Genomic DNA, 15,901 nt, shown 5'->3' on the forward strand with positions numbered 1-15,901 from the left:
TGCGGACGATCGACCCCGCGGGAAAGAGGGGAAGGGTTGGAATTGCCGCGAAGCCGGAAGCCGGCTCAGGCGGCGATGGTCGAGGGCAGGTGGCGCAGATGCACGGGCAGCTCGGCGGCGATCTCGTGGTCGGAGAGCTTGTCCAGGCGCTTCCAGAAAGCCTCGCCGGCGCCGCTATAGAGGACAACGACGCGACGGCCGCAGCAGGAGTCCGGCCAGTCCTTGCCGGCGTACCCGCGATAGGCGTCTGCCGTGCTGCTCCAGATATGATCCAGACGTTCCTCACGCGTCATCGCCCGCGCGGGTCCCGCCTCGCGCTCCATGATGGCGCGGCGCATTTCCTCGGTCGACGCACGGTCCGACAGATCGCAGTAGCCGTGGAAATAGCGAATTCGGCCGTCGATCCTCAGCGCGAAGAAGACTGAGGTCACGGAGCCGGTCAGGTATTCGCGCATGGCAAACATCGCGCCACGGATCCAGAGCGGCGGAAGGATCTCGAACATGTAGTCGTGATCTGTCTCGCTGATCTGAAACCATTCGCCGGCGTAGAGAGCTGCGGCGTCGTCGTCCCATCGGCTCGGGCGCTGCGCGTGGCGATCAAACATGCGGAACATCTGCTGGCGCGTCGCCACACCCTCAAAGACTTTGCGGATTTTTGCGGAACCGGGCATTCTTGAACTCCTTCGGTGCTGTCGTCCGACCGAAGTGCCGCGGGATCCTCACGATCTCGCCATCCTCTTCAGGCCTTCATGACAGCTCCCCGGCCGCCGCGATCGCGCATCGGTGGGTCAAGGGCCGGCTTGCCGGGCGAAGCTTCACCCTTGATGCGCCGATCGGGCATGCGGCACGTCTCCTTCTTTTTTCTTCATCCTGCTTTCCCGCTTTGTCGAAGTTTGAGGACGTCGTTCCAGTCGTCTGCCGGCGGCCGCAATCGCAGCCATGTGCAGCCAAGCTCTTCCGCGAGGCTTCGAAGGCGTTGAGCATAGGCCTCGCCCTGCGGATTGGCGTCCGTCGCTGCGACAAGCTGGACCTCCGGCTGGATAGCGAGGGCCCGCAGGGCAGCTTCTGTAGCCGGCGACCAGCCGCCGCCGGTACTGAGGTAGAGCGTGCGCTCCCGCATGCCTTCGACCGCAGCAAGGCTCATTGCGTCGATTGCCGCCTCGGTCACGCAGAGCCGTGGGGCAGGGGCGGAACCGAGGCGGAACAGAACCTTGGCGCCGCCGGTTGCAAAGCCGCGCCAACCGGAGCCACGTTCTTCCCATCCGCTCACCGCGCCGGCGCTATCACTATGCGCGGCCCACATGCTGCCGTAGGGGCCCTCGCGCAGCACGCCATACCCGATCGCCTTCCTGACGATCGCGGCCGGCAAAAGGCGTTCTTTGCGCAGGTAGCGCCACGCGCCCGAGCCAGGCGCGACCATTCTGCGCAATCGCCAGCGTTCGGCCACCGTACCGCTCGGCGCATCGGCTTTGGCGGGTTTTCGCCAGGTGGGTTGGGACGGTTGAAAGCCGACAAGTGCTGTGACCCGTTCGAGCGCCTCGCTGAAGCCGACTCCATCGAGATGTGAAACGAGTGAAAATATATCACCCTTGCCATCACCGAGCGGATCGAACCAGCCGCGGCCCTCATGCGTCACGATAATGATCTCGGCACCGCGGCGAAACTTCATCGCGCGGCGCGTGCTCTCCTTTCGATCGAGCGCGAAGCCAGCGGTCTCCAGTACCGCGTGGCAACCAACCCGCTGCCGCATGTCTTCTATCTCTTCTCTGTTCATCTTAATCCGGCCGCTCCCGCGGCCGCCCTCCTGCTCTTTGTTTTCCGCATTTGCGGCACCACTGTCCGGCCCGCCAGCGAAGAGCAAAGGCTGCAAGGGCGTGGGCGGGCAATTGTCGGATTGAACAAGCCGGCATTCCGCCCACGGCAAAGCCTCCCTTGCGGCCGCCGGCTCGCAAGCGGCAACCGTCAGGCAGAGGGCGGCTCAATGGGCCGCCCAGGGAAAGAACTCATGCAGAACCTCGAGGTCGTCGTCGGCGTCGATCTCGTCCGAAGGCAGCACCAGGAACTCGTCACCGGATTTAAAGACTGTGACCGGGACCATGAGGTCGCGGGAAAGCTGGAAGGCGTGTGCGAGGGAAAGGTCTTGGGACATCTGAGAGGCTCCTTCGGAGCGGGCCAATTCCCGCTCGATGGCTCCTCAAAAGGCCCGGAAGCGGGCGCGATCACCGCGAAGGCGAAGACGAAGCGGCCGCAGCTTCGCTAGCGGACCTTTTATGGGTTGATCGTGGAAGATCCGCAGCCGGGCCAGGACGCCATCACATGAGCGGGAATTGGGCTGCTTCGATGAGCTTGTTGCGAGACCTGAACCTTGGGCGGATCACTCGGCAATCAGCACTACCACCTCTGGCGGCAAGGAGTTCAACGCCAGACATTGACGGGAGCATGCCGCATGCTCGGACGCGGCGTCATCGACCCGCTGTCTGTACGAGCGACCCGGTTGCCTTAATTGCCGGGCGCGGAAGACTGGCCAGTTGCCAGGGAGGCGGGAAATCCATAGTCGTTGTCGACGACCTCGCTGTTGACCGCCAAGTCGAGTGAGCCATCGGGGCGGCGAAACACCTCATATGTAATCCGGTCGAGGATCTCGTTTTGCGGACCGAACACGAGGACACGCGGCCTGAGGTTGATGATCTCGTCGATCTCGCAGAAGACGCTCGACGCGATGATGATCTCGTCTCCCTGCTGGCAGGTGCGCGCCGCGGCGCCATTCAGGATACAGCATCTGGAACCCGCATCGCCATAGAGCACGTAGGTGCTGATCCTGGCGCCGGACATCTTGTTCCAGATATCGACATATTCGAGCGGCTTCAGCCCGACGGCGCGGCAAAAATCCGCGTCGATCGTGATCGAGCCCTGGTAGTTCAGCTTGGCATCCGTCACCCGGATCCCATGGAGTTTGGCGCCGACATACTTTTCCAAATCGCTACTTCCTTTCTGCTTCAGCAACGGGCGAGGGCGCCAGGTGGTTGCACACCAACAGGCACTGGATACGGAATGCCACATCGATACATGGGCTCAGATGGCCCGCCGATAAGTCCAGAGCTGTGCTGGCGGGATGTTGCGGACGACGAAGTCATAATGCGAAACCACATAGCGGTCCGGCATCCTGGTCACCGGCGAAAGCGGCCCGTAGGTGATCTGGATGACCGGCCGGCCGACCGGAACTCGGACAAGGAGATCCTCGAGCAGGGCAACGCGTTTTTCCATCGGAAAGTTCAGCATCGGCACGGCGCTGATGACACAGTCGAACTGTTCACCCCGGCGATCGCCCAGCACCTCATCGAGCTGAAATGCATCGCCCAACCGGAAGTCCACGCCTGGAAAGCGTTGCGTCAGGCCGCCATAGAAACTGCTCGAATATTCGACAGAGACCAGCTGCCGCGGCTCGATGCCGCGCGCCAGTATCGCCTTTGTGATCACCCCGGTACCGGCGCCGAGTTCCAATACCGGCAATCCGGACCCTGGGTTGACGACACTCGCCATCCGCCGCGCGGTATGGACTGACGTTGGGATGACGGCGCCGACGCCTTTCCTGTCCTTCTGCCAGCCCTTGAAGAACTGCACCTCTTCCTCAAACCTCTTGCCGAGGCGCTCCTTCAGGCGGAAAACCATATCTTCTCCCTACGACGGTCATTTACGGGTCTAATGGCGAGGGCGTTCAGTCGAATTGTTCGACATTTGGAAAGCCCCCAAAAGCATATCCTCAGCTGCTCGCACGTCTATTGATCAGGGGCCGAAATGCCGGCCTTACGCAGCGCATCCTCAATCGTCACAGCTTCCAGCGAGACCATCGCGCTCGCGAGGCAATCCTCTATCTCGCTGACGCTTCTTGCCTCAAGCCGAGCGATGTCCTTCAGGCTCCGACCTTTGGACAGCCAGCGTAGGCATGATTTTTGAAGCGGCGAGAGCATGTCAAGGCCCTTTCGTCTCGGCACGAGAAGCATGTGGATTGATAGGATGCCATGGGGCTATTTCTGAGAAACGCGGCACGTGCGGCCCATCGCCCAGCGTGGACTTGCCAGCTGCATCTTGACGCCCAATGCCGACCATGCGCTCAAGCGCCACCATTACGTCCAATGTGGCGATTGTGACCATCAGCCACCTGAGCGCCACCGTCTGCATCAGCCGGCCGAGGCTCGACAGCTGGCAGGCGAGGAAGATCGACCGGAACGTTGGGTTCTTCTGTGGTGCCAGTAGCCCGGACTTGTCTTCTTTAGTCGCCGCGTTCATTGCCTTAGTCGCTCTGCTTCCACGCGTTCAAGTTATGAGACCGTCACCACATGGCAGGGCCGCGGGCAGAGGGAATTGCCGATCGTCATGCCAGCCTCCGGATTTGTCCGCCATGCTCCCGGCTCCGCATGAGCAGCACGTGGATCAAAGTGAACAGTCGGCGCGCGGTGTCGATGTCGATGGTGACCTTCGACAAGAGACGGGCCTGCAACAGTTCGGCTGCTTCGTTGTGAATGCCGCGGCGCCCCATATCGATGGCCTCGATTTTCTCGGGCGTTAGGCTGCCGACGGCGTCATAGAAGCTATCGCATACGAGCGTGTAGTCCTTGAGCAACCGGCGAAACGGTGTCAGCGACAGATGATGGCTGACGACATGTTCGCCTCTGTCCAGCGAAATGGTCATCACCAGGCGGCGATCGACCAATGCAAGCTCAAGGCGATAGGGGCCGCCGTCGTGGCCGACTGGTGCGAAGGTATTCTCGTTCAAAAGATCGAACATCGCGATCGCCTGCTCTCGCTTGAGGTGGGCATCGTCCTGAACCCTCAAGGAGCCATCGAGCGAGACGGCGCAAATCCGTGCGCCGGGCGGTGAGGCTGTCAAGACCGTTGCTGCCTTCACGTCACGCCTCCGTCGTTTGAAGTAACGCGTGCCAAACCCGGCTGGGAAAGAGATGGCTGCCGTCGGGACATACCCGACGACAGCCCGGCCACCTTGGGAGGTTGGGCGGAGGAAACGCTGTCGTGAAACGCTGCAAAGGGGAAAAGAAAAAAGCGGCTACCGCTGAAGCGGGCTTAACGGTACCCGAGTGACCCTGCCACGCCAGGCAAACGGACGCCGTTGGGGTTGAAGCATGCCTGGGATCTAGCGAACGTCTGCGCGTCGTTAACGAGGCGCTCCCGGTCTCTCGGGTCGGTGTTGCCAGTGTCGCCATCATGGGGTCCAGGCCCTTGTTCCCAGAAACGCGTGATGGCGACGATGATCCGATTCATGCAGCAATTTCGATGGGGCATTCATATCCGCCGGTGAGACTGGAACCGCGACATTGTCGATCAGGCGCGTCTCGCCGAGCCAGGCTGCGGCAAGCAGGCGGGCCGGCCGGTCAGGTCGGTCGAGCAGGAGCAGATCCTCTTCCGCGCGCAGTTCGAGATATTCGACCTTCGAGAAGCCTGCAGCGACAAGCTCGTGCTTTGCGGTCTCGATCAGATCCTGCGATGAGCTGCATCCCTTCAAACGCGCGGCAGTGTCGAAAAGAACATGGGCGAGATACGGCGCAATTTTGTGCTCCTCCGGTGACAGAAGGGCATTGCGCGATGACATTGCCAGGCCGTGGATTTCGCGAACCGTCGGGTGGGCGACGATCTCGATCGGGATGTCGAGATCACGCACCAGCCGACGCACCACCTGCAACTGCTGGAAATCCTTCGCCCCTAAATAGGCGACATCCGCGCCGGACTGCAGGAAGAGCTTGGTGACGACGGTGGCCACACCGTCGAAATGTCCGGGACGGTGGGCGCCGCAGAGTCCCTCCGATATCCCGCTGACGGACACCGTCGTGGCAAAACCGTCCGGATACATTTCCTCTAAAGCCGGGACATAGAGCATATCGACACCAAGCGCAGCCAGCCTGGCAGCGTCCGCTTCCTCGGAGCGAGGATATGCGGCGAGATCTTCGGTGCTGTTGAATTGCTTGGGATTGACAAAAACGGTGACGATGACCCACCAGGCCTGGTCAAGGGCCGCTCGAACCAGGCCCAAATGACCTTCGTGCAAAGCGCCCATCGTCGGGACGATCGCGATGCGGCTGCCATCGCGGCGCCAGTGCCTCACGGTCTCGCGCAATTCCTCGACGGTTCGTACAATCGGCATCGTCATCGCTGCGGCTCCTGTTGTGCGGCTTTGGGAGAATCACCAAACTCGTGCTCTGTCGCCGGAAACCGTCGCTCGATGACGTCCTGGGCGTAGGTCTCGATCGCGATGTCCGCGGTTGCGGCGAACTCGGCGTAGCGCTTGACGAATGTCGGGCGGAATGAGGAAAACAGCCCCAGCATGTCGTCAACGACCAGGATCTGGCCATCGCAGGCAACTGAGGCGCTGATCCCGATCGTCGGTATGGAAAGCTCGGACGTGATCTCTCGGGCGAGCGGCTCGGGGATCTTTTCCAGAACGATGGGAAATACCCCTGCAGCTGCAACGGCGCGGGCATCCATCACCCGTTCGCCAGAGCTGTTCGTGTTCGCGCGCCCGAGCCTGTCCGCAGAACCAAAAGACGTGGCTGCCGCCGGAACACGTTCGACGACAGCCACGGCGCCCTGGGAGGGTCGGGGAAAAAATAATCTGCTCGAGGCACACGATCCCGGAATCCGACGCGGTAACCGGCGACGACCCTTGGTACCGCGCATTCGCTTCCAACCATCACCGCCGCGGGGGCTTATGTCCTGGCGAAGCCCAGCAGGGTTTCGCGCAGATGACCGGGCGGTGGCACGCACTCCATCGCAAACCAGAGGAAAAGCGGCTGCCGTTGCAACAGGTGCAGCGGCAGCCGAGTAGCCCTGCGCGGCTGGGGTTGATGCCATACGCAGGTCAGGAGCTCGTTCAATTAGACGACGATGCAGGTCGGTCGTCGACGGTAGGGCGACGGCGCTGTTGCACACATGGCGCAAGCATTGCTGATGTTCGATCCTCAGTCTCATCTCCAGCGCTCCTCAGGGACGCGAGACGCGCGTTATCGGCTGGCTTCGTGAGCGTGCCTGGGTTGTCGTGCGCTCGATGGCCAGCACGATCTGAGGAGCGCCAGGCCCATCATGAAACGCGGCAAGTCGCTTGCTGAGCTCCTGATCGGCCGCCGAGAGCCGATGGTTCAGACGAAGATAGTCCGTCCATGTCGGCGTCCGGAACGTCTCCGTCCAAAGGGTGGGAGTCAGAAGGTTGCGTTGGAGCGTCCAGTTCCTTGCACCCGCCTGGCTCTGGATGCGCCGGCGCTTGCGCATGCACGCGATAAACGCCTCGTGATCCTGTTCGGCGATGACGTAGTCGATCTTGACGACGATAGGCCCGCTTCTCGGCTGCAAGTCGAGCGCGAGCGACGGCGGTTCGAAGTCCGAGGCCTCTTGCTCGGCTTCGTCCCACAACTCTATCGGCAGCACGAAGGCAGCGGCGGCCACCAGCAGCAGAACCGCGGCCGCCCCCTCGAATGCGACGGTCAGGGAATAGGTCTGCGCGACGTAGCCCCAGATCCAACTACCTGCGGCCATGCCGCCATAGGAGAGGGCGTAGTAGATCGAGAGCGTCCGGCCGACGACCCATCGCGGGCTCGACAGCTGGATCGCAACGTCGACACCGGTCCAGGTCAAAAGCCAGCCCGCGCCGCCGATGGCCAGCGCAAGGGCCGCAACCGGGATCGACGTCGTGAGGGGAAGCAGAAAGCAGCATGCGGCACAGGCGATCGACGCAAGTGCGATCAGCCGGTCCTGCGGCACGACCCGTCGGAGGAAACTGCTGCTGAGACCGGCGGTAAAGGCACCGATGCCGAAAGCAGCCAGCAACGCGCCATAGACGATCGGCCCGCCCGCCAGATGATCCCGGACGATCAGCGGCAGCAGCGCGAGGGTGCAAATGCTCGCCACGCCGAACAAGGTCCCACGCACGATGGCCGCCCGGATTTCCGAAGACATCGCGGTGAAGCGCAATCCATCATGGACGGCAGTTGCAACGCGCTCACGCGGCAGCGACGACGAGCGTACGTGCCATTTCGAGCGGGAGATGGCGGCAAGTGGCACCAGATCGCTCAGCGCTGCCAGGACGAAAGCGGCAAGGGGACCGTAGAAGGCCAAGATTGCGCCGCCGATGGCAGGGCCTGTGCTTCGAACGATGTTGTAGCCGACGGACATCAAGGTGACCGCCGCCGGAATATCGCGCTTTTCCAGGATGTCGCCGACGGAGGCATGCCAGGCCGGATCGTTCAGGGCAAAGCCGCATCCGGCCAGGAAGCCCAATCCGAGGATCAGCCACGGACTGACAAGGCCCAGTGCAACGGTGACCGCCAGCGTTAGCGAAGCCAGAGCGATCAGGAAGTGACCGGCGAGCATCACGCCCCGCCGGCTGAAACTGTCGGCGATGGCGCCGGCGAGGATGGACAGGAAGAAGGCCGGCAGCGTCGACGAGGCCTGAACCAGCGCGACCATCAGATCGGAGGCCGAGATCGTCGCCATCAGCCAGCTGATTGCCGTCGTCTGGATGAGCCATCCGAGGCTGGAGATCTGCGTCGCCGTCCAGATCGCACGAAACGCCCGGTTCCTGAGGGGAGCCAGGGTCGTCGAAACGGCCGGATGCGGATCGTCAGGCTGCATATTGTTGTCTTTCTCAATCTCCCAACGCGTCGCTGCGATGCAGCAGACTATCCACTACCGGAAGGCGAATTTCGGCGTTATGCGGCTGGCCGATGCAGGATACCGGCCTTAACCGACCGCATTTTGGCACTATACCATGATAATGTTATAACATGTCACATAAGATAGCTTATGGAACACAGCGGTCGGAAAACGGAAACGGTAGATCGAAATTTTCGTTTACACATCTTCTTTCTCCCTCATTGGTGTCAAATCCCTATCGCCTCATATGCATCGGCTATCTGCCGGATTGAGGCGACATAGGCGGCGGTGCGATAGTCACCAAGTTCGGGCTGCGCCTCGAGAAGATCGCCGATGCGGGCCCAAGTGCTGCGCATGACGTCTTCAAGACCGGAGCGCACGAGGTCGATCTCGGCGCCGCCTTCGAGGAATTCGTCGCGCATGTCGGCTGGAAAGTCTTTGCCGGTCATCCGTTCCAGCGCCGTGGCGATCGTCTGGTTGCGCCGCTCTCGCCGCCGCCGCTCCATTAGCCCGAACGGGATGTGTGTCAGGTTCTTCACCCACTCGAAATAGCTGACGACAACACCCCCGGCATTCACATAGAGATCAGGAAGGATTGTGACGCCGCGCGAGCGCAAGATCTTGTCCGCCTCGAAGGTGACGGGACCGTTGGCGGCTTCGACGATTAGCTGCGCCTTAATGCGCTCGGCGTTCTCCGCGTGAATGGCATTTTCCATCGCGGCAGGAACGAGAACGTCACAGGGCAGTTCAATGCCCGTCATATCGCCGGCAAAGGACTTGGCGCTGTCGAAGCCGAGTATGCTGCCGGTTTTGATCTGATGCTGTTTAAGCGCCCCGATGGAAAGGCCTTCGGGATTGGCGACGTAACCATCACGTTCAGCAACAGCGATGACGCGTGCGCCATCCTCTTCCGACAAGAACTTGGCCGCGTGATAGCCGACATTGCCGAAGCCTTGTACGACGACCGATGCCCCCTTCAGATCGCGCCGGTCGTTAAGACCTCGCGTGCGGGTATCGCGAAGATAGCTCTGGATGGCGAACTGCACGCCCCGGCCCGTAGCCTCCGTCCGCCCGGCGATACCGCCCTTCGACAAGGGCTTGCCTGTGACGCAGGCGCGCGCATTGACGACGTCTGTCGGATTGGCGCGGCGGAACTCGTCGACCATCCAGGCCATTTCGCGCTCACCCGTTCCGATGTCTGGAGCGGGAACGTTGACGCCTGGCCCGATCAGGCCGCGCTTGTTGAGTTCCTGGGTAAAGCGGCGGGTGATACGCTCGAGTTCCTGCGGCGTCCATTCGCGTGGATCGATCTTCAGCGCGCCCTTGGAGCCACCGAACGGCACATCGACGAGCGAGCATTTGAGCGTCATCAGTGCCGCAAGCGCCTCGACTTCTTCTGCGTCCGCATTTGACGCGTAGCGAATGCCGCCCTTGACCGGTTCACAATGCTCGCTGTGCACAGACCGCCAGCCAATGAAGCTGTACATGCGACCGCGCAGGCGCACGCCGAAGCGAACCGTGTATGTCGAGTTGCACTGGATGATCCGCTCTGCCAGTCCCTCCGGCAGATCAAGAAACGACATGGCATGACGAAAGTTCTGATCGACGCTGTCGAGGAAGCCTGCGGAGCCAACCTGCATCACTCACCTCTCTCAGATTGGCGAGCGCGGCTTCGAGACTGACCTTTGCCGATCTGCATCGACGACCTTGATCTTGCAAGCACTTTACTTCCTCCAAGTAATTGAGATCCGGTGCTACCACCGAACGCTCATTGGGTAATCGGTTGTCTGTTCAACTGAGTAGATGGGATGATCGGCGTTGCGTGCGAATAGCGCGCCGCTTCGGATCAGTTGACGATCGTGGCGTCTGTGGCGGCGCGCAGTTCACTGTCCGTCACGCCATCGGCGAGTTCCACCAGTTTCAGCCCACCCTCGACGACGTCGAGCACGCCAAGATTAGTGATGATGCGGTCCACCACGCCTTTGCCGGTGAGCGGGAGGGTGCAGGCATTCAACACCTTGGATTCGCCCGCCTTGTTGGTATGGTCCATGACGACGACGATGCGCTTGACGCCGGCAACCAGGTCCATCGCGCCGCCCATGCCTTTCACGAGCTTGCCGGGGACCATCCAGTTGGCGAGGTCACCGTTTTCGGCGACTTCCATGGCGCCGAGAATAGCCATGGCAATTTTGCCGCCGCGGATCATCGCGAAGCTTTGCGCCGAGTCGAAGAAGGCCGAATGCGGCAGTGCCGTCACCGTCTGCTTGCCGGCATTGATCAGGTCAGCGTCAATCTTGTCTTCGGTCGGGAAGGGACCGATACCGAGCAGGCCATTCTCCGACTGCAGGGTCACATGGACACCGTCGGGAATATAATTGGCAACCAGCGTCGGAATGCCGATGCCGAGGTTGACATAGGTCCCGTCTTGAAGTTCGCGGGCAGCCCGTGCCGCCATCTGATTCCTGTCCCAGGCCATACGTCTTCCCCCTGCCCTCAAGCCGCCGCGCGCGTCGTGCGCTGTTCAATGCGTTTCTCGTGCTCACCCTGGATCAGGCGGTGCACGTAAATCCCCGGCAGATGGATCTGGTCGGGATCGAGGCTGCCTGCGGGGACGATCTCCTCGATTTCGGCGACGCAGATCTTTCCGCATGTGGCGGCCGGCGGGTTAAAGTTGCGGGCGGTCTTACGGAAGACGAGATTGCCTGTTGTATCTGCCTTCCAGGCCTTGACGATCGAGAGGTCCGCGACGATGCCGGTCTCGAGCACATAGCTCTCCCCGTTGAAAGTCTTGTGCTCCTTGCCCTCGGCCACCACCGTGCCGACGCCGGTCTTGGTATAGAAGCCGGCGATACCCGCCCCGCCGGCACGCATGCGCTCGGCGAGTGTCCCTTGCGGATTGAACTCGAGCTCCAGTTCGTCGCTGAGATACTGCCGCATGAACTCTGCGTTCTCGCCGACATAGGACGAGATCATCTTCCTGATCTGCCTGGTCTTCAACAGCACGCCGAGGCCGAAGTCGTCGACGCCGCAATTGTTCGAAGCAAACGTCAAGTCCTTCGTGCCCGCCTCGCGGATGCCGTCGATCAACAGTTCCGGAATACCGCAGAGGCCAAAGCCACCGGCCGCGATGAACATACCGTCGAACAGCAGGCCGTCGAGAGCTGCTCGCGAGTCCTCGTAAGTTTTATCCATAATCTCCTCTCAAATTATGCGGCGCACTGGATTTCGCCTTCTCGCATCTATGTTTTCTGCCAAGTCAGTTGATCGGATTAGCCTCACCCTCGGTTGATGCAGACGACCTTCGGCTGGGTCATATCTTCATAGGCAAAGCGCACGCCTTCGCGGCCCATGCTACCGTATTTGAAGCCGCCGAAGGGCATTGCATCGAAGCGGTAGTCGGAGGAGTCGTTGATCATCACTCCGCCCGCCTCGATCCTGTTCGCCACATCGAGTGCGACATTGAGATCATTCGTGAAAATCCCAGCATGCAGGCTGTAGTCCGGATCGTTGGCCATCTCGATTGCCTCATTGAGCGTGTCGAAGGGCGCGAGCATGACCACGGGAGCGAACACTTCCTCATGCCACAGACGGCAGGTCAGAGGCGTGCCTTCGAGAACGGTCGGGTAATACATTGATCGGTCACGATAGTTTCCACAGAGCAGCCTTGAGCCTGCACGGATGGCTTCGATGACGGCGGCTTCCGTGCGTTCCGCGACTTGATTAGAGATCATCGGACCGACGTCTGTGGCCTCGTTCATCGGATCGCCAGCTTTGAGCTTCTTTGTCGCCGCAACGAAGGCATCGCGGAAACGGTCGTATAGCTCGCCTTGGATCAGGATGCGTTGCGCGCCGATACAATTCTGGCCCGCCGCCCAGAAGGCACCGGAGACACAACCCTCGACCGCCTTATCGAAGTTGCAGTCGCTCATGACGATCACTGGGGCATTGCCGCCGAGTTCCATGGCGAGCTTCTTCAAGCCGGCCGCACGGCTGATCGCCTCGCCGGTGGCAAAGCCGCCGGTAAAGGAGACCATGCGCACCTCGCGCGCAGAGATCATAGCGGTCACCAAGTCTCTGTCACCGTGCGCAACCGTAATGACCTCCTGGGGCAGCCCCGCTTCACGCAGCGCTTCGACCAGCTTGATCGCCGAGAAGGGTGTCAGGTTCGACGGCTTGAGGAGCACCGAATTGCCGCCGGCGAGTGCCGGACCGAGCTTGTGAGCGACAAGGTTCAGCGGATCGTTGTAGGGTGTGATGGCGGCGATGATTCCGAGCGGCTCGCGGGTGAACCACCCCTGGCGCTGCTCCGATCCGGTATAGGCATCGAAGGGTACGATCTCGCCGGCATTGCGTTTCGCTTCCTCGGCGGAGAGCTTCAGCGTGTTGATGCAGCGTTGCACTTCCTTACGCGCCTGAACGATGGTCTTGCCGGCCTCGCGAACAATGGTCTCGGCAAAAGCGTCGCGACGGCTTTCGATAAGCTGGGCTGCACCCTCCAGGATGCTCGCTCGTTTGTGCCTCGGCAGATTGCGGGAGATCTCAGCGCCGCAGCGCGCGGTCTCGAGCAGTTGACCGATCTCTGAAGGATCGGTCGCTTCGACCGATCCAATTAGCGCGCCATCATATGGGCTGTGAACAGCGATCGGCGCCAGGCTGGTCTTGATATGCAGTTTGGCGGCAGTCATATGGCCAGGTTCCCTGATCTTGATAAAGGCTTCTTGAAGGTCGGGCTTGTTGGCGGGGCAGAGGTCATCCTCTGCCTTGTTCCGGTATTCGATACAGCGATGCATGACACGCCTTCGGCGACCGGCATCACCAGCCGCCAAGGTCCCAAATGTCGATCAGACCCTCTGGCCGTCGCGAACCAGTTCGTCCATGACGGAGCGGACGGCCTTCTCGGCGATCGAGACGATCTCGTCGACTTCTTCCCTTGTGGTGACCAGCGGCGGGGCGAAGCCGAGGATGTCGCCATGCGGCATGGCGCGGGCAATGAGGCCACGGTCACGGGCGGCCTTCGAGATGCGCGCACCGACCTTCAGCGACGGATCGAAGCGCTTCTTGTTATCGCGGTCGCCGACGAACTCGACGGCACCCATCAGGCCTACGCCGCGCACTTCCCCGACGATCGGAAGCTGGGCGAACTTTTCCTTGAGCTGTGCCTGGAAATAGGCACCGACCTCGCGGGCGTTGCCCGGCAGGTCTTCCTTCTCGACTATGTCAAGCACGGCATTGGCTGCCGCCGCACCGATCGGATGGCCGGAATAGGTATAGCCATGCGAGAAGGCGCCGACCTTGTCCGCGCCGTCTTCCAGCACTTGATAGACCTTCTCGCCGACAATCGAGGCCGAGAGGGGGAAATAGGCCGAGGTCAGGCCCTTGGCGACGGTGATCAAGTCGGGCTCGATGCCGTAATGCTGCGAGCCGAACATCGAGCCGGTGCGGCCGAAGCCGGTGATCACTTCGTCAGCGATCAAGAGCACGTCGTGCTTCTTCAACACCGACTGGATCGCTTCCCAATAGCCTTCCGGCGGCGGTGTAATGCCGCCCGTGCCAAGTACCGGCTCGGCGATGAAGGCGCCGACATTGTCCGGACCAAGCTTCTCGATCATTTGGTCGAGTTCCGCGGCGCGACGGGCAGAGAATTCCCGTTCCGTCTCCCCGGGGTTTGCACCCCAGTAGTGATGCGGAACGCCGGCATGGACCACCTGCGGCAGCGGCAGATCCATGTGGTCGTGGTAGAAACTCATGCCGGTCATCGAGCCGGAAACGACGCTGCAGCCATGGTAGCCGCGCTCACGCGAGATGATCTTCTTCTTTGTCGGCTTGCCACGCAGGTTGTTATAGTACCAGACGAGTTTGGCCTGGGTCTCGTTGGCGTCCGAGCCGGACATGCCGTAGAATACCTTGCTCATCTTGCCCGGCGCCATCGTCACGAGACGATCCGACAGGATCGCGAGTTCATCGGTCGTGTGCGCCGCATAGGAGTGGTAATAGGCCAAACGATAGGCCTGACGTGAGATCGCTTCGGCCACTTCGGTGCGACCATAACCGACATTCACACAATAGAGGCCAGCAAAGCCGTCGATCAGCTGGTTGCCATGCGCATCCTGGATGCGGATGCCCTTCCCCGTCTCGACGATCGTCGGCTCCCCGAGCTTGCCGGTCGCGAAGTCCTTCAACTGCGTGAAAGGATGCAGGACGTTATTGCGGTCCTTTTCGGCGATGTCCTTGATGTTTATGGTCATGAATGGCCCCTGACAAACAATGATTGTTTGAACTATCGTAGGGGCAAAGACTTGGGGGTTTTCCGCGTTCAACAGGGCAGGTGGAGCGCATATCTGCGTTGTTGCACCACATGTTGCAGGAATACGGAGTCCCTTCGTCGGTTACCAACGGGCAACTCACGGAATTACGGAGGGCTCATCCTAGCTTCTCCGTTGGCGGCATTGCAATTCACACGCGTCATCGAGGTGGACAGTTTCGGCAATGGTCGCGCCGGATGGTCATCTGGCAGGCTGCAGCTTTCGGGGTAGACGGGTTGGAGAAATATGTCAGGAGCCGGCTCCTCCGAAAACGGGATCATCTAGATCGATTGGAAACTCATAGCCCGCCTTCACGCGATCCATGGCGACCATGGTCTTAAACCCTTTGATGTCCGGATTCTCATAGAAGAACCGACGTGTAAATTGCTCGTAGTCTTCCATACTTTTCGAGGTCACAATTAACATAAAGTCGGCGTCTCCTGTCACGTAGAACCCCAACATTACTTCACGGGTATTGCGGATCGCGGTCTTAAAACGATCAACGATATCGGCACGTTCTCGCTCTAGAGAAACGAGTACTATCATCGTGACAGGGCGTCCTAGTGCTTTGGGAGATATTACCGACACATCAGCCTCGATAACGCCATCGGAGCGTAGGCGTTTAAGACGCCGCTGACACGCCGACGGCGATAGATTGACCCGAGTGGCCATTTCTTCAGAGGTTAGACGATTGTTCTTCTGAACGATCTGAAGAATCCTCCCATCGATTCGATCAAGTGCGATCATTGACGCAATCCTACTTGCCTGCTCGAGTAAACGCGGAGGCTACCGCACGCCCGATACTGCTATTGGAGCCGGGGGTAACGACGGACTCATTCATCGAGGCTTCCCCTACAATGCATAAAGAATGTTCCAACCCGCCGGGACGATAACTGGAGCGCATTTCGCCAGCGACCAACATCATTGCGCGCATTTTCGCGGAC

16 protein-coding genes are annotated in these 15,901 nt (G+C 60.8%); all 16 read right to left on the reverse strand.

The window, feature by feature from the left end:
- Positions 1-65: 65 nt before the first annotated feature.
- The 16 genes from OLZ32_RS21725 to OLZ32_RS21800 all read right to left on the reverse strand — a co-directional run bounded on the left by OLZ32_RS21725 (position 66) and on the right by OLZ32_RS21800 (position 15,704).
- Entirely contained in the window at positions 66-671 is a 606-nt protein-coding gene (locus OLZ32_RS21725) for a DUF1419 domain-containing protein (RefSeq protein WP_264422409.1), read from the reverse strand.
- Between the two features lie 194 nt (positions 672-865).
- The gene (locus OLZ32_RS21730; protein ID WP_264422411.1) at positions 866-1,750 is read right to left on the reverse strand and encodes a DUF3991 and toprim domain-containing protein; all 885 of its coding nucleotides are present in this window, start codon (positions 1,748-1,750) and stop codon (positions 866-868) included.
- Positions 1,751-1,978: 228 nt separating this feature from the next.
- Positions 1,979-2,149, reverse strand: coding sequence for a hypothetical protein (locus tag OLZ32_RS21735; RefSeq protein WP_264422413.1), 171 nt, complete (start codon positions 2,147-2,149; stop codon positions 1,979-1,981).
- Positions 2,150-2,499: 350 nt separating this feature from the next.
- Complete coding sequence (panD, locus tag OLZ32_RS21740; RefSeq protein WP_264422415.1) at positions 2,500-2,976, reverse strand: aspartate 1-decarboxylase; 477 nt, start codon at positions 2,974-2,976, stop codon at positions 2,500-2,502.
- A gap of 96 nt (positions 2,977-3,072) precedes the next feature.
- Positions 3,073-3,669, reverse strand: coding sequence for a phospholipid N-methyltransferase PmtA (pmtA, locus tag OLZ32_RS21745; protein ID WP_264422417.1), 597 nt, complete (start codon positions 3,667-3,669; stop codon positions 3,073-3,075).
- Positions 3,670-3,969: 300 nt separating this feature from the next.
- On the reverse strand, positions 3,970-4,287 hold the full coding sequence (locus OLZ32_RS21750) for an MFS transporter (RefSeq protein WP_264422419.1): 318 nt from the start codon (positions 4,285-4,287) through the stop codon (positions 3,970-3,972).
- Positions 4,288-4,372: 85 nt separating this feature from the next.
- A complete protein-coding gene (locus tag OLZ32_RS21755; protein ID WP_264422421.1) occupies positions 4,373-4,906 on the reverse strand; it encodes a UPF0262 family protein in 534 nt (177 codons plus the stop codon).
- Between the two features lie 312 nt (positions 4,907-5,218).
- Positions 5,219-6,160, reverse strand: coding sequence for a pantoate--beta-alanine ligase (gene panC, locus OLZ32_RS21760; RefSeq protein ID WP_264422423.1), 942 nt, complete (start codon positions 6,158-6,160; stop codon positions 5,219-5,221).
- On the reverse strand, positions 6,157-6,591 hold the full coding sequence (locus tag OLZ32_RS39435) for a 3-methyl-2-oxobutanoate hydroxymethyltransferase (RefSeq protein ID WP_406648690.1): 435 nt from the start codon (positions 6,589-6,591) through the stop codon (positions 6,157-6,159). Before OLZ32_RS39435 ends, panC begins: the two co-directional genes overlap by 4 nt.
- A 399-nt stretch (positions 6,592-6,990) precedes the next feature.
- Positions 6,991-8,634, reverse strand: a complete 1,644-nt coding sequence (locus OLZ32_RS21770) for an MFS transporter (protein WP_264422428.1) — start codon at positions 8,632-8,634, stop codon at positions 6,991-6,993.
- 248 nt (positions 8,635-8,882) lie between these two features.
- Positions 8,883-10,238 carry a Glu/Leu/Phe/Val family dehydrogenase gene (locus tag OLZ32_RS21775; protein ID WP_264422462.1) on the reverse strand — a complete coding sequence of 452 codons (1,356 nt, stop codon included), beginning with the start codon at positions 10,236-10,238 and terminating at the stop codon, positions 8,883-8,885.
- A 263-nt stretch (positions 10,239-10,501) separates the two neighbouring features.
- Positions 10,502-11,131 (reverse strand): CoA transferase subunit B, encoded by a 630-nt coding sequence (locus OLZ32_RS21780; RefSeq protein WP_264422430.1) that lies wholly within the window; start codon positions 11,129-11,131, stop codon positions 10,502-10,504.
- A gap of 17 nt (positions 11,132-11,148) precedes the next feature.
- The gene (locus OLZ32_RS21785; protein ID WP_264422432.1) at positions 11,149-11,847 is read right to left on the reverse strand and encodes a CoA transferase subunit A; all 699 of its coding nucleotides are present in this window, start codon (positions 11,845-11,847) and stop codon (positions 11,149-11,151) included.
- 83 nt (positions 11,848-11,930) lie between these two features.
- Positions 11,931-13,340 (reverse strand): aldehyde dehydrogenase family protein, encoded by a 1,410-nt coding sequence (locus OLZ32_RS21790; protein ID WP_264422464.1) that lies wholly within the window; start codon positions 13,338-13,340, stop codon positions 11,931-11,933.
- 156 nt (positions 13,341-13,496) lie between these two features.
- The gene (locus OLZ32_RS21795; RefSeq protein WP_264422435.1) at positions 13,497-14,900 is read right to left on the reverse strand and encodes an aspartate aminotransferase family protein; all 1,404 of its coding nucleotides are present in this window, start codon (positions 14,898-14,900) and stop codon (positions 13,497-13,499) included.
- 306 nt (positions 14,901-15,206) lie between these two features.
- Entirely contained in the window at positions 15,207-15,704 is a 498-nt protein-coding gene (locus tag OLZ32_RS21800) for an Lrp/AsnC family transcriptional regulator (protein ID WP_264422437.1), read from the reverse strand.
- Between the last annotated feature and the right edge of the window lie 197 nt (positions 15,705-15,901).

Origin of the sequence: Rhizobium acaciae, from assembly GCF_025941625.1 — a bacterium.
Taxonomy (GTDB): Bacteria; Pseudomonadota; Alphaproteobacteria; order Rhizobiales; family Rhizobiaceae; genus Rhizobium; species Rhizobium acaciae.

Coding starts and splice junctions, on each gene's coding strand:
- OLZ32_RS21795 (WP_264422435.1), bottom strand. CDS start 14,900: ATGACCATAAACATCAAGGACATCGCCGAAAAGGACCGCAATAACGTC.
- OLZ32_RS21775 (WP_264422462.1), bottom strand. CDS start 10,238: ATGTCGTTTCTTGATCTGCCGGAGGGACTGGCAGAGCGGATCATCCAG.
- OLZ32_RS21780 (WP_264422430.1), bottom strand. CDS start 11,131: ATGGCCTGGGACAGGAATCAGATGGCGGCACGGGCTGCCCGCGAACTT.
- OLZ32_RS21750 (WP_264422419.1), bottom strand. CDS start 4,287: ATGAACGCGGCGACTAAAGAAGACAAGTCCGGGCTACTGGCACCACAG.
- OLZ32_RS21725 (WP_264422409.1), bottom strand. CDS start 671: ATGCCCGGTTCCGCAAAAATCCGCAAAGTCTTTGAGGGTGTGGCGACG.
- OLZ32_RS21735 (WP_264422413.1), bottom strand. CDS start 2,149: ATGTCCCAAGACCTTTCCCTCGCACACGCCTTCCAGCTTTCCCGCGAC.
- OLZ32_RS21785 (WP_264422432.1), bottom strand. CDS start 11,847: ATGGATAAAACTTACGAGGACTCGCGAGCAGCTCTCGACGGCCTGCTG.
- panC (WP_264422423.1), bottom strand. CDS start 6,160: ATGACGATGCCGATTGTACGAACCGTCGAGGAATTGCGCGAGACCGTG.
- OLZ32_RS21770 (WP_264422428.1), bottom strand. CDS start 8,634: ATGCAGCCTGACGATCCGCATCCGGCCGTTTCGACGACCCTGGCTCCC.
- OLZ32_RS21730 (WP_264422411.1), bottom strand. CDS start 1,750: ATGCGGCAGCGGGTTGGTTGCCACGCGGTACTGGAGACCGCTGGCTTC.
- OLZ32_RS21790 (WP_264422464.1), bottom strand. CDS start 13,340: ATGACTGCCGCCAAACTGCATATCAAGACCAGCCTGGCGCCGATCGCT.
- pmtA (WP_264422417.1), bottom strand. CDS start 3,669: ATGGTTTTCCGCCTGAAGGAGCGCCTCGGCAAGAGGTTTGAGGAAGAG.
- OLZ32_RS21800 (WP_264422437.1), bottom strand. CDS start 15,704: ATGATCGCACTTGATCGAATCGATGGGAGGATTCTTCAGATCGTTCAG.